This window comes from Mesorhizobium sp. M0292 (assembly GCF_040321695.1).
Lineage (GTDB): Bacteria > Pseudomonadota > Alphaproteobacteria > Rhizobiales > Rhizobiaceae > Mesorhizobium.
Window position 1 is genome coordinate 79,967 of sequence record NZ_JAMYSB010000011.1, and the last position, 20,453, is coordinate 100,419.

Annotated in this window: 23 protein-coding genes; 7 read left to right on the plus strand and 16 right to left on the minus strand. The window is 62.7% G+C overall.

Going from position 1 to position 20,453, the window contains the following annotated elements:
* Positions 1-23: 23 nt before the first annotated feature.
* The 6 genes from NKI96_RS18460 to NKI96_RS18485 form a co-directional block, all read right to left on the minus strand.
* Positions 24-2,132: a molybdopterin-containing oxidoreductase family protein gene (locus NKI96_RS18460; protein ID WP_352805537.1), complete on the minus strand. Its 2,109-nt coding sequence runs from the start codon at positions 2,130-2,132 to the stop codon at positions 24-26.
* Between the two features lie 156 nt (positions 2,133-2,288).
* Entirely contained in the window at positions 2,289-4,166 is a 1,878-nt protein-coding gene (locus NKI96_RS18465) for an ABC-F family ATP-binding cassette domain-containing protein (protein WP_352805538.1), read from the minus strand.
* Positions 4,167-4,301: 135 nt separating this feature from the next.
* Positions 4,302-4,748 carry a Ros/MucR family transcriptional regulator gene (locus tag NKI96_RS18470; protein WP_023670270.1) on the minus strand — a complete coding sequence of 149 codons (447 nt, stop codon included), beginning with the start codon at positions 4,746-4,748 and terminating at the stop codon, positions 4,302-4,304.
* A gap of 166 nt (positions 4,749-4,914) precedes the next feature.
* Positions 4,915-5,148, minus strand: coding sequence for a hypothetical protein (locus NKI96_RS18475; protein WP_023711903.1), 234 nt, complete (start codon positions 5,146-5,148; stop codon positions 4,915-4,917).
* Entirely contained in the window at positions 5,141-6,097 is a 957-nt protein-coding gene (locus NKI96_RS18480; protein ID WP_352805541.1) for a DMT family transporter, read from the minus strand. The genes NKI96_RS18475 and NKI96_RS18480 overlap by 8 nt, the downstream gene beginning before the upstream one ends.
* A gap of 25 nt (positions 6,098-6,122) precedes the next feature.
* Positions 6,123-6,956 (minus strand): hypothetical protein, encoded by an 834-nt coding sequence (locus NKI96_RS18485; protein ID WP_023715093.1) that lies wholly within the window; start codon positions 6,954-6,956, stop codon positions 6,123-6,125.
* Between the two features lie 111 nt (positions 6,957-7,067).
* Between NKI96_RS18485 and NKI96_RS18490 the strand changes: the two genes are divergently transcribed.
* Positions 7,068-8,036: a LysR substrate-binding domain-containing protein gene (locus NKI96_RS18490; protein ID WP_352805543.1), complete on the plus strand. Its 969-nt coding sequence runs from the start codon at positions 7,068-7,070 to the stop codon at positions 8,034-8,036.
* Between the two features lie 240 nt (positions 8,037-8,276).
* Here the strand turns inward: NKI96_RS18490 and NKI96_RS18495 are convergent, their stop codons facing one another.
* The gene (locus NKI96_RS18495; protein WP_023684746.1) at positions 8,277-8,429 is read right to left on the minus strand and encodes a hypothetical protein; all 153 of its coding nucleotides are present in this window, start codon (positions 8,427-8,429) and stop codon (positions 8,277-8,279) included.
* 136 nt (positions 8,430-8,565) lie between these two features.
* On the opposite strand from NKI96_RS18495, the gene NKI96_RS18500 reads away from it, so the two are divergent.
* The 3 genes from NKI96_RS18500 to NKI96_RS18510 all read left to right on the plus strand — a co-directional run bounded on the left by NKI96_RS18500 (position 8,566) and on the right by NKI96_RS18510 (position 11,326).
* Complete coding sequence (locus NKI96_RS18500; protein WP_023684745.1) at positions 8,566-8,733, plus strand: hypothetical protein; 168 nt, start codon at positions 8,566-8,568, stop codon at positions 8,731-8,733.
* A gap of 50 nt (positions 8,734-8,783) precedes the next feature.
* Positions 8,784-10,865 (plus strand): ATP-dependent helicase, encoded by a 2,082-nt coding sequence (locus NKI96_RS18505; RefSeq protein WP_352805545.1) that lies wholly within the window; start codon positions 8,784-8,786, stop codon positions 10,863-10,865.
* A gap of 158 nt (positions 10,866-11,023) precedes the next feature.
* Positions 11,024-11,326 (plus strand): DUF982 domain-containing protein, encoded by a 303-nt coding sequence (locus NKI96_RS18510; protein ID WP_023670262.1) that lies wholly within the window; start codon positions 11,024-11,026, stop codon positions 11,324-11,326.
* A gap of 1,196 nt (positions 11,327-12,522) precedes the next feature.
* Here NKI96_RS18510 and NKI96_RS18515 read toward each other — a convergent pair.
* The 3 genes from NKI96_RS18515 to NKI96_RS18525 form a co-directional block, all read right to left on the minus strand.
* Positions 12,523-13,308, minus strand: coding sequence for a GGDEF domain-containing protein (locus NKI96_RS18515; protein WP_023693938.1), 786 nt, complete (start codon positions 13,306-13,308; stop codon positions 12,523-12,525).
* Positions 13,309-13,701: 393 nt separating this feature from the next.
* Positions 13,702-14,361 (minus strand): hypothetical protein, encoded by a 660-nt coding sequence (locus tag NKI96_RS18520; protein WP_023684735.1) that lies wholly within the window; start codon positions 14,359-14,361, stop codon positions 13,702-13,704.
* 447 nt (positions 14,362-14,808) lie between these two features.
* On the minus strand, positions 14,809-15,321 hold the full coding sequence (locus tag NKI96_RS18525) for a DinB family protein (RefSeq protein WP_023693939.1): 513 nt from the start codon (positions 15,319-15,321) through the stop codon (positions 14,809-14,811).
* Between the two features lie 276 nt (positions 15,322-15,597).
* On the opposite strand from NKI96_RS18525, the gene bluB reads away from it, so the two are divergent.
* Positions 15,598-16,233 (plus strand): 5,6-dimethylbenzimidazole synthase, encoded by a 636-nt coding sequence (gene bluB / locus NKI96_RS18530; protein ID WP_023693940.1) that lies wholly within the window; start codon positions 15,598-15,600, stop codon positions 16,231-16,233.
* A gap of 9 nt (positions 16,234-16,242) precedes the next feature.
* Here the strand turns inward: bluB and NKI96_RS18535 are convergent, their stop codons facing one another.
* The gene (locus NKI96_RS18535) at positions 16,243-16,467 is read right to left on the minus strand and encodes a hypothetical protein (RefSeq protein WP_023821307.1); all 225 of its coding nucleotides are present in this window, start codon (positions 16,465-16,467) and stop codon (positions 16,243-16,245) included.
* A gap of 238 nt (positions 16,468-16,705) precedes the next feature.
* Here NKI96_RS18535 and ndk point away from each other — a divergent pair, with 238 nt between their 5' ends.
* Positions 16,706-17,128, plus strand: a complete 423-nt coding sequence (ndk, locus tag NKI96_RS18540) for a nucleoside-diphosphate kinase (protein WP_023673443.1) — start codon at positions 16,706-16,708, stop codon at positions 17,126-17,128.
* Positions 17,129-17,204: 76 nt separating this feature from the next.
* Here the strand turns inward: ndk and NKI96_RS18545 are convergent, their stop codons facing one another.
* On the minus strand, positions 17,205-17,660 hold the full coding sequence (locus NKI96_RS18545) for a MarR family winged helix-turn-helix transcriptional regulator (protein WP_023711913.1): 456 nt from the start codon (positions 17,658-17,660) through the stop codon (positions 17,205-17,207).
* A 64-nt stretch (positions 17,661-17,724) separates the two neighbouring features.
* Between NKI96_RS18545 and NKI96_RS18550 the strand changes: the two genes are divergently transcribed.
* Entirely contained in the window at positions 17,725-18,201 is a 477-nt protein-coding gene (locus tag NKI96_RS18550; RefSeq protein WP_023711914.1) for a cupin domain-containing protein, read from the plus strand.
* 3 nt (positions 18,202-18,204) lie between these two features.
* On the opposite strand, the gene NKI96_RS18555 is transcribed toward NKI96_RS18550, so the two are convergent.
* The 4 genes from NKI96_RS18555 to pgsA form a co-directional block, all read right to left on the minus strand.
* Positions 18,205-18,972: a YbaY family lipoprotein gene (locus NKI96_RS18555; protein WP_023814922.1), complete on the minus strand. Its 768-nt coding sequence runs from the start codon at positions 18,970-18,972 to the stop codon at positions 18,205-18,207.
* A 69-nt stretch (positions 18,973-19,041) separates the two neighbouring features.
* Entirely contained in the window at positions 19,042-19,515 is a 474-nt protein-coding gene (locus NKI96_RS18560; RefSeq protein WP_023673447.1) for a molybdenum cofactor biosynthesis protein MoaE, read from the minus strand.
* A gap of 4 nt (positions 19,516-19,519) precedes the next feature.
* On the minus strand, positions 19,520-19,777 hold the full coding sequence (gene moaD / locus NKI96_RS18565) for a molybdopterin converting factor subunit 1 (protein ID WP_023673448.1): 258 nt from the start codon (positions 19,775-19,777) through the stop codon (positions 19,520-19,522).
* Between the two features lies 1 nt (position 19,778).
* A complete protein-coding gene (pgsA, locus tag NKI96_RS18570) occupies positions 19,779-20,375 on the minus strand; it encodes a CDP-diacylglycerol--glycerol-3-phosphate 3-phosphatidyltransferase (protein WP_023673449.1) in 597 nt (198 codons plus the stop codon).
* Positions 20,376-20,453: the final 78 nt, after the last annotated feature.

Here is a 20,453-nt window from a genome sequence, read left to right on the forward strand (position 1 = left end):
CTCACACTTTTCCTGGAATTGCTTTAGCCCGCCGGCCGCAGCCAGACCTTGTTGTCGTGGAAGGCCGCACCGCCATAGGGCGCTGGTGCGTCGGCGCCGGTGAGCACATTGATGCCTTCGCCACGCTCATGCGCGCTGTTTGGCCAGATGCCCTCGGCGATCACCACGCCGCGCTTGATGCCATCGAACAGCTTTGCGTGCAGCACCACCTCGCCGCGCCGGTTGCCGACCTCGATACGGTCGCCGTCGTCCAAGCCAAGCGCGGCAGCGTCGTCCGGATGCAACAACAATTCCGGCCGGCCTTCCTTGGCCTTCGACACCGGTGTCTCGGCGAATGTCGAATTGAGGAAGTTGCGCGCCGGTGATGTCGTCAGCCGGAACGGATGCTCCGCATCCGCGACCTCGATCAGGTCGACATGGTCGGGGAATTCCGGGAGCTCCGCCACCGGCCCGAACAGGCCCATGCTTTTCGGCGGCCGGTTGGGCGCCGCCTGCCCGCTCCAGTTGGCGCGGAAGTGAAATTTCTTGTCGGCATGGCCGAAACCATCGATGAAATGCGCCGCCTCGAAACCCGGCTGCAGGTCGACCCATTTGTCTTCCTTGAGGCTGGCGAAGGAGCCCAGCCCGCGCTTGCCGAGGATGATGTCGATATGCTGCTGCTCGGTCAGGCCAAAGCCCGGCCGGTCGGCGACGCCGAGACGCTGCGCCAATTGCTCGATGACGAAATGGTTGGTGCGCGGCCCTTCCGGCGGTTCGATCAGCTTGGGACCGAGCGTGATGTGCTGGTTGCCACCGCCCTTGTAGACGTCGTCATGCTCGAGAAACATCGTTGCCGGCAAAACGACATCGGCGAGCTTTGCCGTGTCGGTCATGAACTGCTCGTGCACGCAGGTGAACAAGTCGTCACGCAGGAAACCCTGCTTCACCAGCCGCTGCTCGGGCGCGACATTCACCGGGTTGGTGTTCTGGATCAGCATCGCCGTCACCGGCGGGCCGCCATAGAGCGAGTCCGCTGCACCGGTCAGCACCGGGCCGATGCGCGACTGGTCGAGATGGCGAATATTGGGATCGCGCATCGCGGCGCCTTCCAGCACATCCTGGTTGAGCTTGAAGATGCCGGAATTGGAATGGAAGGCACCGCCACCCTCATATTGCCAGGCGCCGGTGACGGCGGCGATGCAGGATGCCGCGTGCATGTTGACCGCGCCGTTGCGCTGGCGGGCAAAGCCATAGCCGAGGCGGAAATAGGTTTTCCTCGTCGTGCCGACGAGGCGTGCGAAAGCCTCGATCTCGGTGACCGCAAGACCGGTGATGGCGGAAGCCCATCCCGGCGTGCGCGTCTCCAGATGCGCTTCCAGCCCCTTCGGATCGTCGGTGTATTTTTCGAGATAGGCGCGGTCGGCCATGCCTTCCCTGAACAGCACATGCATGACCGCGCAGGCCAGCGCGCCATCGGTGCCGGGCTTCAGCACAAGGCCCATATCGGCCTGCTTCATCGTCGCGTTCTCGTAGACGTCGATAACGATGATCCTGGCGCCACGCTCCTTCCGCGCCTTGATGGCGTGGGTCATGACATTGACCTGCGTGACCACGGCATTGGTGCCCCAGATCACCACGCAGTCGGACTTCGCCATCTCGCGCGGATCGGGACCGCGCAAGGCGCCCGCTCCCATCATCCAGCCGGTCCAGGCCAGATTGGTGCAGATCGAGCCGAAGAAGCCGGAGTATTTTTTTGCATGGCGCAGCCGGTCGATGCCGTCGCGCTGCACCAGCCCCATCGTGCCGGCATAGTAATAAGGCCAGACGGTCTCGGAGCCGTATTTTTCCTCGGCCGCGATAAATTTCTCGGCGACGAGGTCGAGTGCCACTTCCCAGCTGGATACCTTCCAGACGCCGTCACCCTTGGCGCCGGCACGCACCAGCGGCTTCAGCAGCCGGTCGGGATGGTGGACACGGTCGGCATAGCGCGCGACCTTGGCGCAGACGACGCCAGCCGTATACGTATTGGACTTGGCGCCATGGACACGGCCGATGCGGTTGCCATCGAGCAGCTCGACCTCGAGCGCGCAGGTCGAAGGGCAATCATGCGGACAGGCGGAGTGGCCGATTCTGAGCTTGGCGTGCTGGTTCATGCGGCGTTTTTAGCGGGTTTCGCGGGCGGCGTGTAGGGCCAGATCTTACCCTCCCCTTGAGGGGAGGGTCGGCGCGCAGCGACGGGATGGGGTGCGGCGCGGACTCCACCCCGCTCCGCTTCGCGGATCGACCCTCCCCACAACGGGGGAGGGTAATCACTCCGCCGTGCCTTCCTCATACTCGGCCGACATGGTCAGCCACTTCTCCTCGTGGCCGGCAAGCTGCTGGGCCAGTTGCGAGCGCTCCTTGGCGAGCCGGGTCGCCGTCGACGGATCCTTTTCGTATACCGCCGGATTGGCGAGTTCATCCTCGATCAGGTCGATGCGCTTGCGGATGCGGTCCATCAGCGCCTCGGTGGCGCGGATTTCCTTGGCCAGCGGCTCGAAGGCGGCGCGGCGCGCCGCGGCATCGCGGCGGCGATCGGCCTTGGATGCCTTCTCGGCCTCGCGCTTGCCGCGTCGATCGCCGGACACGCCGGTGACGAGCGTCTTGTAGTCCTCAAGGTCGCCGTCATACGGGTTGACCGCACCATCCTTGACCAGCCACAGCCGGTCGGCGGTCGCTTCCAGCAGATGGCGGTCATGCGAGATCAGGATGACGGCGCCGGGAAACTCGTTCAGCGCATGGATCAAGGACTCGCGGCTGTCGATGTCGAGATGGTTGGTGGGTTCGTCGAGGATGAAGAGGTTCGGGCCTTCGAAGGCCGACAGGCCCATGAGCAGGCGCGCCTTCTCGCCGCCCGACAGATCCTTGGCGGCGGTGTTCATCTTCTCGGTGGTGAGGCCGAACTGGGCGACGCGGCCGCGCACCTTGGATTCCGGCGCTTCCGGCATCAGCCGGCGGACATGCTCGTAGGCGTTTTCCTCCGGCCTGAGATCGTCGAGCTGATGCTGTGCAAAGATCGCCACCTTCAGGCCCGGCGCCACCGTCATGGTGCCGGTTTCCTGCTTCAGCCGGCCGGACAGGAGCTTGGCGAAGGTCGACTTGCCGTTGCCGTTGGCGCCGAGCAGCGCGATGCGGTCGTCGGCATCGATGCGCAGCGTCATCTTCTTCAGGATCGGCTGGCCCTCGGTGTAGCCTACATTGACGTTGTTCAAGGCAATGATCGGCGACGCCACCGTTTTCACCGGTTCGGGGAAAGAGAACGGCCGCACCGTGTCGTTCACGATCGCCGCGATCGGCTTCATCTTCTCCAGCGCCTTGATGCGCGACTGCGCCTGTCTCGCCTTCGAAGCCTTGGCGCGGAAGCGTTCGACGAAGGACTCCATGTGTTTGCGCGCGGCTTCCTGCTTGACACGGCCCTTCTCCTGCAACTCCTTCTGCTCGGTGTACTGGCGCTCGAACTGGTCGTAGCCGCCGCGCCAGAAGGTCAGCTTCTTCTGGTCGAGATGAACGATGGAATTGACGGCGCGGTTGAGCAGGTCGCGATCGTGCGAGATCAGAAGCACCGTGTGCGGATATTTCGACACGTAGTTTTCCAACCAAAGCGTGCCTTCGAGATCGAGATAGTTGGTCGGCTCGTCGAGCAGCAGAAGGTCGGGCTCGGCAAACAGCACCGCGGCGAGCGCCACACGCATGCGCCAGCCGCCGGAGAAGGACGAGGCCGGGCGGCGCTGCGCGGCGTCGTCGAAGCCAAGGCCAGCGAGGATGGTGGCCGCGCGAGATTCCGCCGAATGCGCATCGATATCCGCCAGCCGCATATGGATGTCGGCAATGCGGTGCGCGTCGGTGGCGGTCTTTTCCTCCTCGAGCAATGCGGTGCGCTCGAGATCGGCCTTGAGCACGATTTCGATCAGCGGCTCCTCGGTGCCGGGCGCTTCCTGCGCCACCTGGCCGATGCGGGTGTTCTTGGGCAGGCTTATCGAGCCGGTCTCGGAGGGAAAGTCGCCGGTGACGGCCTTGAACAGCGTCGTCTTGCCGGTGCCGTTGCGGCCGACGAGGCCGGCCTTTGTGCCGGCTGGCAAGGTCAGCGAGGCATGATCGAGAAGCAAGCGTCCGGCCATGCGGAGCGAAAGATCGTTGATGATAAGCATGCCGGGGCTTTTGCACGGGAGGGCGGCGCTTCGCAAGGGCCTGGGCGCCGGCGGGGGCATAAGGCATGAAAACGGCGCGCCTTAAGCGCGCCGTCCATTGCAAACAGCAGACTGACTTTTCAGAGGCTGCCTGGTTCAGGCTTTGGGTTTGCGCTTCGTCACCTTGGCCGCGGCGGCCGGAACGGCCGGCTTGCGGCCGAGGCCCGAGGACTTGGCCAGTGCCGAACGGGTCGCGGAGTAGTTCGGCGCCACCATCGGATAGTCCGACGGCAAGCCCCATTTGCCACGATATTCCTCCGGGCTGAGACCATGGTCGGTCATCAGGTGGCGTTTCAGCGACTTGAATTTCTTGCCATCTTCCAGACAGACGATGTGGTCGGGAAACACCGACCGCTTCGGATTGACAGCGGGGTTCAGCGCGGGGCTTTCCACGGCGGCAATGCTGCCCAGCTTGCGCACCGATGCGCTGACGCTGGCGATCAGATCCGGCAGGCCGGACGCAGGGAGAGGATTGTTGCCGACATAGGCCGAGACGATGTCAGCAGTCAGTTCAATAGCGGTCTTGCTGTCGATGGTGTGCAATTCTGTTTCTCCCGCCGGTCATGAAGTTGCCGGCTTTTTTTAAGACTTCTCTTGATGTATCGACCTAGCTGCACCCCCCAACGGGTCGCTAAGTCTCAATAAACGATCAAGAATCGGAACAGGAGGATGTTTCCACAACAGGTTGCAACGTTGCAAATTAGAAAATCTAATACTTGGAAACGGCCGACTTCGCGCCAGCAGATTTCAACTGCACGGACCCGGCAGGTTTGGAGTCGGCCAGTATCTCCAGAATGCGCTTCCAGCGGGCGCACCGGCCGAAATCTTTTTGCTCTATCGCCTTTTCGGCCTTCATGGCGGCATAGAGCGGCGCCTCGGCGCCGAACTCCTTGATCAGCCAGAATGCTTCCTGTCTGGCGAGGCGTTCATCGTCGTCAAGCATGTTCAGCCTCCGAGCGTTCTATGCCCACCGCAATACAGCTGCCGATGACGAGGACCGCACCGGCTATCGCGGTCAGCGTCAGCCTTTCGCCCGAAAGTGTCAGCAGCAGCGTCGATGCGATCGGGGTCAGATAGGCGATGACCGCAACCTTGCCGCCGCCTTCAAGCTTCAAGGCGCGCGACCAGAAATAATATCCCAGCCCCATCGGACCGGCACCGAGATAGAGGCCAAGCAGGAGGTGCTCACTGGATGGCCAGGCTGCGCCGTCGTGAATACACCACAGCAAGGTCAGGCCGACGCCGACCAATGCCGAAGGCAAAAGCAAACGCTCCGACGGTGTGACCAGGCGGGCGACCGCAATCGAATAGAAGGCCATGCACAGCGCCGAGCCGAAGGCAGCGAGATAGCCGACGATGCTGCCCTGGAGAAAAGGCTGGCCGCGGCCACCCGAGATCACCAGCGCCACGCCGACAAAGCCGAGCACGGCAGTCAAACCCAGAAGCACGGGGCGTTGCCGCTTGCCCAGCACGATGACCGCCGCCGCGACCATCAGCGGCCAGGTGTAGGCGACGAGATTGGCCTCGATCACCGGCATGGACGCAAAGGCGATGTATTGCAGCACCATGGTGCCGACCAGGCCAATAAAGCCGACCGCGACCGGCGCCAGGGTGCCGTCAGCACCCTTGGCAAAGGCTGCGTCTTGCGTGTCCCCCTTCCGGCTCGCCAGATGGATGACGGCGAACACCAGAGCCGCTCCACAAAACTGCAGCAACTGCACGAGCGACACCGGATGGCTGGCCAGCAGGGATTTGCCGACCAGCGCGTTGGTCGACCACAGGGCGACCGCGCCGGCGGCGAAGACCAGGGCCGACGGCGAGCCGGATCCATCCCGGAATCGGCGCGACGGTGCCTTGTCCTTATCGCCGACCATGATGTTACCGACGGCCAAACCGGCGTCCACTTCTATGCTCTGGCTACCAGGATTCCCTTGACCCGTCCGGGACCGGCGCATCGGCCGCCGCCGCAACCGGACGTTCTTCCTCGAAGCGGCGATAGGCCGGCAGCTGGTTCGTCCAGACGTCTTCGGCGAGCTCGTTGACCCATTCGCGATCGTGATCATTGTCGGCTGCGAGATAGAACATGCGATTGTCGTCGACGTAGGGCTTGGCCACAGAGCGCTGGTTGAGGACCAGCGTGACGCGCGAGCCGAGCTGGATCGGCGCGGTGCGGTGCAGCACACCGAGAAACTGGCCGAGCGTGGCGTAGTTCATCTTGTGGTCGATGCGCATGACCTGGTTGCGCGGAATCTCGCGGCCGGATTCAAGGATGGCGCGGCCGGTCTCGGAATCGTCGCAGTAGATTTCGAGATGGCCGCCGACCAGCGGATTGCTGATCGACAGCGGAATGAGTTCGGTGACCGGGACACCGTCGCAATGCCAATCGACGGCGCCGTCCTTGGGATTCATGAAAGTGACGGTCGAGCCGACGATCGACAGCGGATAGGGCTCAAGCTTGGTGCCCATCATGTCGGACAGACGTTCCAGGCGCAGCTTGTCATGCAGCAGTTCCTTGATCTCCGGGATGAAACGATCGGCGCCGGTGATGAAGGTCAGATCGAGATGCTTGTGCACGGCGTGGCTGGCCTTGAGCTTCAACGCCGCCTCTTCGATCGCCGCCAGCAGCGCCGGGTCGTAGCCATGCAGATACTGCGCAACGCCGAAACCCGACACTTTCCAGGCCGTCTCATGACCGATAATGGCTTCTCGGCTCATCGCGTAGCGCAGTTCAGGTATGGTATGGGCGTTCATTCTACTTCTCCAGGATGGGGGCATCACTTGGTAAACTGTCGATTAATTTCCCCACCCCTGTAAAATTAGGAATGCTGGTGCTAGTGTAAGCCCAGCTTAAGGTCGAAACGCGTGCGTCTGCTCAGTCAGGTCAACCTCAATTCGCTGAAGATTGTCGAAAGTGCCGCCCGGCACCGTAACTTCACGCGCGCCGGCGAAGAGCAGTTTATTACTGCTTCCGCCGTCAGCCAGCGCGTCAAAAGCCTCGAGGAACAGCTGCGCTTCAAGATCTTCCAGCGCGGCGGCAATGCGGTGTCGCTGACGCCCGAGGGCGAGACCTATGTCTCGCGCGTTCGCGAGGCGCTGGAGCGCATCGTGGCGGCCAGCATGGAGGCGACCGGACAGTCGCAGGCGCATGTGCTGAAGATTTCGGTGCTGCCGACGTTCGCGGCGCGCTGGCTGTTTGCCCGCCTGCCGCTGTTCCAGCGGCAATATCCCGAAATCGAAATGCGGGTCTCGACCTCCTACGCCACCAATGAGTTCGCCACCTCCGAGTTCGACCTCGAGATCCGCTATGGCGACGGCAGCTTTCCCGACCTCAAGGCGGACCTGCTGTTCAAGGAGGATTTGACGCCGGTGTGCAGCAGGAAGCTGTTCCACGAGGTTCTCGGCGATAGGCCGCCGTCAAAGGTGACGCCCGACGACCTCAGGCATTTCACGCTGCTGCATTCCGACACCTGCACGCAGAACTGGCAGTCGTGGCTGGGTTTTGCCGGCGCGAGTTCCGTGCTCGGCGAGACCAAGAGCATCTATTTCGATTCCTGCATGATGTCCTATGAGGCGGCCAATGCCGGCATGGGCTTTGCAGTCGCCAACCGCGCCTATTTGGCGAGCGAGATCCGCGCAGAGCGGCTGGTGGCGCCGTTTGCCGTGCATCACCCCAACACCGCCGGCTGGTATTTCGTCTGCCCGGTCACCGCGCCCTACACGCGCAAGGTGGGACTGTTCAAGCAGTGGATCATGGCCGAGGCGGCGCTGACGCAGTGCCAGCTGGACGCCGGGATTGCCGGCGGCCCGGTGCTGCGCAAGGCCATTGCCTGAGGTCCTCCCGTCGAGTTTCGTTCCGCACGCCATCTGACATCGAAGTTGTTTTGTGCAGAAGCGCCGTCATGAAGCAGGTCGATGCGGCCCACCTCATGACGCAGGCGAGAGACTCAGCTATCTTCGGTTGTTGCGGCGGACCTGATATCCGCCTGGCCGGCGCTATCAGCTCACCTCCCAAGCGGCGCCGGCCTTCTTCTCCCGAAGGCTACCTTCAGCCTTGTCGTCCCGCTAAAACGATCATTGCGCGGGCTGATCGCCGCCGGCCGCCGGCTTTGGCGCCGAATCCGACTGCGGGGCATGGTCGAGCAAGGGTGCTTTGGTCGGCTGGATATTGTTGTCGCAGGCGGCGAGCGCCAAGCCGACGGCCAACAGAACAGGGAGCTTCTTCATGGCAACCTCCTTCGTTTGCCCTCCCCTCGTGAAGGCAACGAGAGGATTCAGCTTTGGTTGCACGCTCGCAAACGACACCGCGTCGGCTGGAACCAAACGGCGGCTCTGAGGTTGGTTGCCTAAAGGAGATCGCGCCATGATCCGTCTGCTCATAACCGGCCTTTTCGCTTACGCGACCTATCGCATCGCCAAGGAGATCATCAAGGACGTGCCTGACAATTTCGATCCGTTGCCGGTGCCTGGCGACGAACGCGCCGCCTTGCGGCGCCAGTCGGCGGCAACGGGTGTCGCGCCACGGCGGTAAGGGCGACTTCCGCCCGTTGCGAACAAAGCGGAAACGATGCTTGATAGGCGATGACCATCGCCATCAATGATTCGTCCTTGCGGCCCGCCTATCTGGCGAAGCTCAACGCCGAGCAGCGGCTCGCTGTCGAACATGGCGACGGCCAGATCGCCGGGCCGCTGCTGGTGATCGCCGGCGCCGGCTCCGGCAAGACCAACACGCTCGCCCACCGGGTTGCGCATCTGATCGTCAAGGGCGCTGATCCCAGACGCATTCTGCTTATGACATTCTCGCGCCGCGCCGCCACCGAAATGGCCAGGCGGGTCGAACGCATCGCCGGCGAGGTCCTGGGCCGAGACGCGTCCGTCATCGCCGACGCGCTGGCCTGGGCCGGTACGTTTCACGGCATCGGCGCCAGGCTGCTGCGCGACTATGCGCTGACGATCGGCCTTGACCCCGCCTTTACCATCCATGACCGCGAGGATTCCGCCGACCTGATGAATCTTGCCCGGCATGAGCTTGGATTCTCGAAGACCGAAAGCCGGTTTCCGACCAAGGGCACCTGCCTGGCGATCTATTCGCGCGCCGTCAACGCTCAGGCGCCGCTCGGCGAGGTGCTGGGTTCGGCCTTTCCCTGGTGTGCCGGCTGGGCCGAACAGCTGACGGCGCTGTTCGCCCGATATGTCGAGGCCAAGCAGGCGCAGAACGTGCTCGATTACGACGACCTCCTGCTCTACTGGGCGCAAATGGCCGCCGAGCCGGAGATCGCCGCGCATCTGGGCTCGCGCTTCGACCATGTGCTGGTCGACGAATACCAGGACACCAACCGGCTGCAGGCCTCGATCCTTTCGGCGCTGAAGCCGGACGGCGCCGGACTGACGGTGGTGGGCGACGACGCGCAGTCGATCTATTCGTTTCGCGCCGCGGAAGTGCGCAACATCCTCGATTTCCCGCAACAATTCGCGCGAGCCGCCGATGTCATCATGCTGGAGCGCAACTACCGCTCGACCGTGACTATTTTGGCGGCAGCCAACGCGGTCATCTCGGAGGCGTCGGAGCGCTTCACCAAGAACCTCTGGTCGGAGCGCAAATCCTCGCAAAGGCCGAAACTGGTCAGCGTGCGCGACGAGGCCGAGCAGGCGAACTATGTCTGCCAGGCCATCCTGGCCGAGCGCGAGGCCGGCACGGTGCTGAAATCGCAGGCGGTGCTGTTTCGCGCCTCGCACCACAGCGGCCCGCTGGAGATCGAACTGACGCGCCGCAACATCCCCTTCGTCAAGTTCGGCGGGCTCAAATTCCTCGACGCCGCCCATGTCAAGGACGTGCTTTCGGTGCTGCGTTTTGCCGAGAACCCGCGCGACCGCGTCGCCGGCTTCCGCGTGCTGCAGCTCCTGCCCGGCATCGGCCCTTCGGCGGCGAGCACCATCGTCGAGACCATGGCGACATCGCTCGATGAGGAAATGGGGCTGGCCCGCTACCGGCCGCCGCAACGCGCGGCTGAGGACTGGCCAGCCTTCGTTGCGCTTTATTCCGGCCTGCGCGCCCGGTCGGGGGAATGGCCGGCCGATCTCGAACAGGTCAGGCTGTGGTACGAGCCGCATCTCGAGCGCATGCACGATGATGCAACGACGCGGCGGGCCGACCTCATGCAGCTCGAGCAGATCGGTTCCGGCTATGCTTCGCGCGAGCGCTTCCTGACCGAGCTGACGCTGGATCCACCGGATGCGACCAGCGACCAGGCCGGGCCGCCGCACCGCGACGAGGACTATCTGATCCTGTCGACCATCCATTCGGCCAAGGGCCAGGAATGGAAGAACGTCTTCGTGCTCAACACCGTCGATGGCTGCATCCCGGCCGATCTCGGCGTCGGCACCAAGGAAGACATCGAGGAGGAGCGCCGGCTGCTTTACGTCGCGATGACGCGGGCCAAGGACGGCCTGCATCTGGTGACGCCGCAGCGCTTCTTCACCCACGGCCAGGCAGCGCGCGGCGACCGTCACGTCTATGCCTCGCGAACCCGTTTCATCCCGGCCTCGATCCTCGGCGCCTTCGAGCAGACCTCTTGGGCGAGCGTTCACGCAAAGGACGATCCGCGCCACAGACCTGAAGTTCGCGTCGACCTCGGCGCCCGCATGCGCGGCATGTGGAAATAGCCGCAACCGCGAATGCCGGCAGGGAGCGACCTCAAGAGCAAATCGTCCTGTCATGCCATCTCTCAGGGAACCTCGGGCCGCCAGCCGCGTTTTCTGGCGTCCAACCCGCGATCGGAGAGCGGCGACCGCCGCCCTTCCGCCCATCCAGAGAGGCCAGAATGCACGACGCGATGTTCTTCACCCCGGTTGCCGTTAGCGTTGGCGCCGGCCACAAACGCATGCTCGCCTCGCTGTTCGAGATGCATGATTTCCTGACCGAATTTCCGCCGTCACGCCGGCGCCTGAGCTATGGCGCGGCGGTTAGGGCCTGCGAGGCGGCACGCGCCGGCGAAATCTCGACCGAGGCCGCACGCGATGCCCTGATCACCTTTGCGGTCACGGCAGGCATCCTCTGGCCCGCGGTCCAGCCGGCCGTCTCGGTCAAGCCGGTCGCACACGGTTATGGCGGCTACGCCGTCTGAGACGGCCGGGATCAGGCCTGCCCAGCAAAAAAGATCACTCGGACTTGCCGGCAGACGTCGAACGACAAACACGTCTTGGTGATCCCACCAAGCGTCCACTTCATCTTGGAGTAACTCGGCATTGGAAGCGTCTTGAGATAGTTTGATCACGAAACCAAGATCCATGGCCATCATGCCGTATTCCTCAACCGCGATGTCGGCCTGTTCACTGTTCAATGCAAACCGAGGCCAAATTCACTCGGTGGCGTCTCCATTTGAAGAAAAGGCAGGGTTCGCGAGCCGTGAGTTGTGAAATCGGAATGCCAACAGGCCGCACAAAGCTGAACAGACGAACCAGCCATCGCGACCAGTTGTTATCGGCATGTGGAAAAGAATGAAAGCGCAAAGACTGCATCATAGAGCCGGCCAAAAACTGCCTCCTCCGGTATCGATCGCGACTGAATGGCTTTAACCTTGAATTCGTTCGCCAGGAAAGAAATCGCTTGTGGATGATCGGAACTGACGAGATCGATGTCTTCATCCACATGGTGCCACGTCACGCATCCATACCCTGAGGCGAACTCGAGGAGTAAAAAGGCCCCGGCCTAGATGCCGTGTTAAAATTCCTTTGAGTTTTATTGCAGATGCTTGCCCCATCTCTGAAATATAACTGCCCCTTGAGACGTCAGACAGAAATCCATTATGGTCAATCAGGAAGTTGAATATATCGTCATCTTGATGAATGGATGGAACAATGGAAAATCCGACGCCACTCTACGGATTATTTCTTCTCTAAGTAATTGCCGGTCCAACAAGTTTAGGCCGACTTCTGGATCCACTGACTCATCCGATCTATGAGCATTGGATAACGGTACAAGCCGCCGAGGCGGGTACCACGCGCGATAGCGAGCGACGCTGCAGCCACCGTTTCACCATCGCGTTGATCCACACCTCGAAGCAGAAATGGACGGCCAACCCGCAAGCAGCGGCAGACGCACCAAGCGAGGACTAGGTACATCTGAAGGCATCATATCGATGCGGCAGGCCAACGGATCGCAGCGCCAACCAGCAGACCGAGACACTTGCGTTAAGGAACGAGGCCTGCTGCAGTCGACACCATGGAAGCTGACGGCGCCGCTGCGTGTTCCAGGTCGCATTGCCGCGATCCGTTTGAAAAGCGCCTGTGCCCGACCGGAGCCTCGCCTGGCGCCCGCATTTCAATGCAACGTCGGATCACCGGCCAGCAGGGCGCGCGGCCCGGTCGTTTCGAAACTGACCTGGTCGCGGCCGTTGGACTTGGCCTTGTAGAGGTGCCGGTCGGCCGTCAGGAACATGTCGGCATAGGTGGTGGGTCCGCTGAAGGCGACGCCACCGATGCTCACCGAGAGCGGACAGGGCCGTCCATCCGGGGCAAACTCGACCTCGCGGATGCGCCGCCGGATCCCCTCGGCAACCAGCCAGGACTGCGACGGATCGGCGCCAGGCAGGAAGATGGCGAACTCCTCGCCGCCGATGCGACCGACGATGTCGGCGCCGCGCAGCTGGGCCTTGATCGTCTGCGCAATCAGCTTGAGCGCCTGATCGCCGCAATCGTGGCCCAATCGATCGTTGATGGTCTTGAAATGATCGGCGTCGACGATCAGCAGGGCGCCGGCATCGACGACGGCCTGGCTGCGCGCCTGTTCGAGATAGGCCTCGACCAGCATCGAAAACGCGCCGCGGTTGAACACCGCGGTCAGGCTGTCAGTTGCCGCGACAATGCTCAGATTCTTCTGGGCGATCGCCAGCTGGCGCATCTTGTACATCAGGAAAGAGAAGAACGATCCACCCAGCACAAGCGGCAGTAGCAGGTCGGTGAGCTGCGCCCAGCGCAATGCTTCGGGCGACAGCGACGGAAAATTGTAGGAATCGACAAGGAAGGCCGCCGCGATACAGATCGCCGTGCCGACAACCGTGACTGCTATGACCCTGCCCCAGCTGGTGGGCGACAGATCGACCCGCATGCCATTTCTCCCACTGTGTTCGCCATTTTGCAGCGGGAACACAAATGAAACCCTAAAATCTTACCTGCAATTCGAATGTGGTTAACCAGAACAATTCCAGGAAAGTGTGAGCAGCTTTCCCGGGAGAAGCGCGTGGGCGCTTTCCCTGAGAATTACCAAGACAAAGGGATAGCGCGTTTCATCGTTTCCGTTAAACGATAAAACGCTCCGGCAATCGAAAGGCGCGATCGGTTGCCTTGTGAGTGGCGACAAAAAGCCCGCCACTTGCGCGGCGGGCTTTCCGACTGGCCGGAGGCTTCTCGTCAGCGCATGTCCCTCGGGAAGTCTGGGCCATGCGGTAGGAGAGTGCCGTAAAGCCTCACGGCTGGCTCGACACTCCCGGCGAAACCTGTCTCAGCGACGCGAGATCATAAGGCATAGCTGCCGCAGATCGCTGTCGTAGGTGCCCTCGCTGGCGAGCACATCGACGCAGCGCTTCTTCATACGTGTCAGCTGGCTGTTCGACATGCTGGCGACGACACCGGGTGTCCCAGGGGTGCCTGGTGTTCCAGGAGTTCCTGGAGTGCCGGGGGTACCGGGCGTACCGGGCGTGCCCGGCGTTCCGCCAATGCCGACGCCGACACCGACGTTGATGCCGCTGCCGACGTTGACGCCGACACCGGCATTGATACCTCCGCTGCCGCCGACCGTGGCCCCAACACCGGCCTTGATGCCACCGGCTCCGCCGACCGTCGCGCCAGCGCCGGCCTTGATGCCGCTGCTACCGCCGACTGAGGCGCCGAGGCCCGCAGTAACGCCGCTATTGCCGCCGACCGTTGCGCCAGCACCCGCCTTGATACCGCCGCTGCCGCCAACCGAGGCGCCGGCACCGGCCTTGACCCCGCCGCTGCCGCCGATCGAAGCGCCAACACCGGCATTGATGCCGCCAGCACCGCCGATAGATGCGCCGACACCGACGCCAATTCCGCCGCCTGCATTCGCGGGAGCGGCAAAAATGACGATAATTGCACCCGCCGCCAGTGTTCTAGCGATTTTTTGAGTGATATTAACCATGACACTCTCCTTGTTGCCGTTCTGCTTTGTGCATTGCAACATGCCAGCAAACCAAAGCAGACATATGCTCATGCACTCACAGCTACGCACGAGTCTTCCTTATAGTTTCTTTATTTTTTCCAAGAATAAGGATTGTAGTTCTCAAGGCGTGCACTGGTCTGCTAAAAAAAAATATGTTTTTGCTTCAATATTTAAACTCTGTTTAATTCTCTCGACAGAAATTCCACCGGAGTTGGAGCGGGTTGTGGCTGCGGCGGCCTGGAGCCGAAGGCCCACAAAAGGCGGGCCACTGACAGCCCAGCCATCTGGCCCAGTCACCGGGCAGCGTTGTGCCGACAGGGTCCTCAAAACCCGGCTTGGATCCAGAGCTGGTGCCGGGCATCGACGGCCGCGCAAATGCACCGGTTAACGCTCCCGTGCGTTTAAACGGGAAGCGCGGTCAGGAGATCAGGCGTAGGCGCGGCCTTCGTCGGTGCGTTGGAAAAACGCCAGGTCGAGCTGCACCGAAGGCCGGCCGAGAATGGTCAGGATGGTATGCGCCTGGCCGCGGTGATGGGTCTGGTGGTTGAAGACGTGTCCCAGCGCCGGCGCCAGCCGCTGCGAGACGGTGCGCATGTCGGAAACGGTCATGTAGGAGAAGCGGCCGGACAAAGCCTTTTCGGTCAAACCGTCGACCCAGTCGACGATCCGCCTGTCCTCGGCCTCACGCGCCAGCTTTAGGCCAGGCAATGCGCGGTGCAGGATGGCGTCGAGCTTTGCCGGCGCGTCGCCCTCGCCGGTGAAGCGTTTCATCCAGATGCGGTCGGTGGCCAGCAGATGGTTGAGCGTGCCCATCATCGAGCCGAAAAATGCGCCGACATCGCGGTTGAACTCTTCTTCGTCAAGTGCGGCGACGGCATCGTAGATGCGGCCATTGGCCCATTGATTGTAGGCCGCGAACATCATGAAATGCTGTTTCATCTTTTTCCCGCCGACGAGTTCCGCTTCAGCCGCAGGCGCCTAATTAGACCGCGAGGACGCAGCCGCCAATGACCATTCTGTTCTATGAACTCGCCGGACACGACGCGACCCGTCCGTTCAGCCCGCCTTGCTGGAAGGAGGCGGCGGCCGCAGCTTAGGGAATAGGCAGTAGGCAATAGGGTCTGAGGGCTGTACTGCCTACTGCCTACTGCCTACTGCCTACTGCCTACTGCCTACTGCCTACTGCCTATTCCCCACACAAGTCTCCTGATCGCCATGCCACCACCCCCCGATTTCACCGATGATTTTCGCGCCGGGCTGGTCACGCTGCTGCGCTGGCGCCGGGATGTGCGGCGCTTCGAGCGGACGGCTTTGCCCGAGGGTACGCTGGAGCGGCTGCTGGAGCTTGCCAGCATCGCGCCGTCCGTCGGTCTCAGCCAGCCGTGGCGCTTCGTGGTGGTCGAGAGCGCCGAGCGGCGGGGCGCGGTGAGAGACTGTTTCGAGCGGTGCAATGCCGAAGCTCTTGAATGCTTTTCAGGCGAGCGCGCCGCTCTCTATGCCCGGCTGAAGCTCGCCGGTCTCAATGAAGCGCCCTGCCAGTTCGCGGTTTTCGCCGACCGCACGACGCAACAGGGCCATGGGCTCGGCCGCATGACGATGCCGGCAACCATCGACTATTCGGCCGTCATGGCGGTGCACACGCTGTGGCTGGCGGCGCGGGCGGAAGGCATCGGCATGGGCTGGGTGTCGATCCTCGACGCGGCCGAGATGGCCGCAATCCTGGACACCCCGCCTGAGTGGACGCTGATCGGCTATTTCTGCCTCGGCTATGCCAGCGAGGAGCATGATCTGCCGACGCTGGAACGCGAGGGCTGGGAGCGCCGGCGGCCGCCGGTAGTGATCAGGCGGTAAAGCTGCCCATCACTTCGTCTCTTCCTTGGCGATGAGCTTGACGCAGATCGGGTCGCCCTTCGGCATCGGAGTGCACTGCCATTCAGGCCCGAAACCGATATTCGTATCTGTGCGGTGACCCGAAAAGAGCAGCAGAACAAGGCCCACGGCAGCCAAGATGCCGATAATCCAAAGGCTCCCTTTTATGTCGCCCGGTCTGAGGTGGAGGTAGGGCCAGCGCGTCCCGTCAAACATGGTCCGATGTCTTTCCGTTCCGCTGATTTCCCTTCGAAGCCGTGCGTGCCTGCGCAATCGCCATTTTCCCGCAAAGCCTTGCCTTTGACCAGAGCGTTGCGAACAGCCATGCGGGCGGTCGCGGTCGAATAACGCTGCCGGGGCGCGTCCCCTTGGCAATGGGCCGGGCGGCTTGTATAGAGCCCGCCACTCCACATTCCGATCTCAAGACTTTCCATCTCAAGACAAGGACGACCCCATGGCGCTCGAACGCACCTTTTCCATGATCAAGCCGGACGCGACCCGGCGCAATCTTACCGGCGCCATCACCAGGATGCTGGAAGAGGCCGGCCTGCGCGTCGTCGCCTCACGTCGCGTGTGGATGAGCCGCCGCGAGGCCGAAGGCTTTTACGCCGTCCACAAGGATCGTCCGTTCTTCGGCGAACTGGTGGAATTCATGTCGTCGGCGCCGACCATCGTGCAAGTTCTGGAAGGCGAAAACGCCATTGCCAGGAACCGCGAAGTTATGGGCGCGACCAACCCCGCCAACGCCGCCGAAGGCACCATCCGCAAGGTGCACGCGCTGTCGATCGGCGAGAATTCCGTGCACGGCTCCGACGCGCCGGAAACCGCCGCGCAGGAGATCAAGTACTGGTTCTCCGACACCGAGATCGTCGGCTGAGCCGACGCGAACCAATGTATGCAAGAGGCCGGCACTTCGCCGGCCTTTTTCTTTGGTCAGGTCCCGGCTGCCGCTTTCAACGGATGAGCGGCGTGTCCCAGAGGTCGCCGAGCAGCGTTTTCAGCTCCGTGAAACGCTTCTCGCCCAGTTCCTCGGCCCATTCCCGTTCCACGTCGAGCAGGATGTCGGCCATCTTCTGGTATGCGGCGCGCCCGCGGTCGGTGAAGTGGACGACGGTCCCGCCGCTCTCATCGGGTGCCGCCGAGCGAGTGATATAACCCATCGCTTCCAGCGTCTTCAGCAGTTGATTCATGGCCTGCTTGCTCATCGCGGCGCGCTCGGCGAGCGCGCTCGGCCGAAGGCCATCCGGGCCGGGATATTGGATCACCGCCATATGCGGCGGGCTGAGGTCCTCGAAACCCGACGCCCTGAGATCCCTGATCAGCTTGCGGTGAATGGCCATGGCCGGAACGCGCAGCAGTGCACCGATCAGCGGTGGCTTCTTTGGCGGTTCTTCCCTGGATAATGGCATTGACACTCGGGTAAATCGAGTTTACTCATTTCGGTAAATCGGATTTACCACATAGGAGGGTGAAATGCTAGACAGAGCTAGCCAGATCAGCGTCAATCCGGCCGACGAGACAATCAGCCATGGCGGCCTTGCCGTGCGCTTCCTGCTTACCGGCGACCAGTCGAACGGCAGCATCGCCGCCTTCGAACTGACGGTCGCCGGCTCGCAGCGCCTGCCCGCCCCGGCGCACAGCCACGATCACTATGAAGAGACGATGTACGGGATCGAAGGCGTGCTGATGCTGACCGTCGACGGACACCGGCACGATATCGGGCCGGGCCAGGCGCTGTGCATTCCGCGCGGCGCGGTTCACCGCTTCGACAACGACACCGCCGCGACCGCCAAGGTGCTGTGCGTGGTGACGCCGGCGGCGATCGGCCCGGAATATTTTCGCGAGGCCTTCGCCATCTTCAGCACTGGCGGCCCGCCAGACCGCACCAGGCTGATGGACCTGATGCGCCGGTTCGGCCTGACGCCGGCGCCCCCGCCGCCGCAGTCTTGATTCTTAGCTCGCTGCGTTGAAGCGCAAGATGTCGTGGCCGTCCTTGTCGGCGATGATCAGCTTGCCGCCATCGACACGGTATGACGCCGCCTTGGCGAGCGCCTCGAACAGCGCCTTTTCCTCGGCCATGATCTCCGGCGCGCAGGCCTTGTAGGTCGAGCCGATGTCGCTGATGACGATGGTCTCGCCATCGACCTTGGCGGTGGCGAAATAGGCGTTGCACGGGCCGCTGCCGCCCGCCTTGCCGGCTTCGCTGACCCGGAACGTCGCCTGCGGCTCCGAAATCACGCCGATACCGTCGATATATTCGACTAGCCAGCTCTGGCCGAACAGCGAGGCCGAGGTCGGCTTGTCGCTCGGCGCCACCATTTTCAGCACAATGGCCTGCGGCGCCTCGCTGAGCGGATCGACCTGATAGCGCGAGTCCGTGACGAACAGCAGCTTGTCGTCGGCGGTGATGCGCGCCTGCAGCGCATAGGTCATGTTGGGCCGGATCACCGTTGGATCGAAGCTGATCTCGAACTTGATCGGCACCTGGCCGGCCGGCGCTACCTTGCGCTCGCCGACAATGGCGGCCGGCGCATCGGCCAGCGATACATCGGCAAGTTGAACCGACAGCACGGCGTTGGGCGGCAGCGCGATGCGCTCGCGATACATCACCTCGCCCTTCAGGGTTTTCTCGGCGGCGACGGAAGGCTCGGGAACGGCCAGAACGCCGATAACCAGCGGCACAAAACCGAAGACGAAGAATTCGGCGATCCTGTCCAGCATGCCCTTGCTCCCTTTTTGCCGATGCGATTTGGCCAAGGGAATGCGGTCAATACATGGCTGCGCCGAGATTTATTCGGGCCGCGCCTTCCAGCGCGCCGCAGCCTGGTCGTCGGCGTCCTTGGCCTCGACCCAGCCGCCATCGGTGCCGTCCACGCGGTGCTCCTTCTTCCAGAAGGGTGCACGCGATTTCAGGAAATCCATCAGGAAATTGGCCGCTTCGAACGCCGCCTGCCGGTGCGAGGACGCCGCCACCACCAGCACGATGTTTTCGCCCGGTGCGATCTTGCCGTGGCGATGGATGACGGTCAGGCCTTGCAACGGCCAGCGCTGAAGCGCCTCGCCGGCGATCCGGCTGATTTCGGCCTCGGCCATGCCTGGATAGTGCTCGAGTTCCAGCGCCGACAGCTGGCCCTGCTCGTCGCGGCAAAGTCCTGAGAAGGACACCACGGCGCCGATGTCGGCGCGACCCCCGGTCAGTTTCGCGATCTCGGCGGCAACGTCGAAATCGTCGCGCTGGATGCGCACCGTCGGCGCGCCGGACATGGTGTCAGCCCCCGGTCATCGGCGGAAACAGCGCGATCTCGCGCGCGCCGGCTATCTTCTCGCGATGCTCGACATGTTCCTGGTTGATGGCGACGCGGATCACATCAGGATATTGCAGCGCGTGCTCATATTCCTCGCCACGCGATTTCAGCCAGCGCAGGAGGTCGGCCACCGTCTCGATACCGGCGGGCAGTTCGACATCCTCTTCCGGCTTGCCGATCCGTTCGCGCACCCAGGCGAAATAAATGAGCCGGGTGATCATCTCACTCGTCCATGATGTGCTTGAGGCCGGCGCGGAAATAGTCGTAGCCGGTGTAGAGCGTGACGAGGGCTGCGATCCACAGCAGCACCAGTCCGGTCTGCGTGGTCAGCGGGAAGATCTTGTCGCCGGCAGGCCCAGCCAGCAGGAAGGCGATGGCGACCATCTGGATGGCGGTCTTCCATTTGGCGAGCTGCGTCACCGGCACCGAGACTTTCAATGCCGCCAAATATTCGCGCAGCCCCGAAACCAGGATTTCGCGGCACAGGATGATGATTGCCGCCCACAGCGACCAGCCTGCGATGCCGGCATGGCGGTCGGTATCGGCGGCGAGCAGCAGCAGGCAGGTGGCGACCAGCAGTTTATCGGCGATCGGGTCCAGCATCTTGCCGATGTTGGACGTCTGCTGCCAGGCGCGCGCCAGATAGCCGTCGAGATAGTCGGTGATCGAAGCCAGCAGGAAGATGATCAACGCCGACCAGCGGGCGAAGTCGCTCGATTTCAGATGCCCCTCGAGAAAAAAGCACAGCACCACCAGCGGCACCGCGACGATGCGGGCATAGGTAAGCATGTTGGGCAGGTTGAACGCGCGCTTGGCCATATCTCAGGGACTCTTTCTGCCTGCGTACTCAAATCAGAACCGGATGTAGGGGGTCAACAGGCGAGATTCGATTGGCCA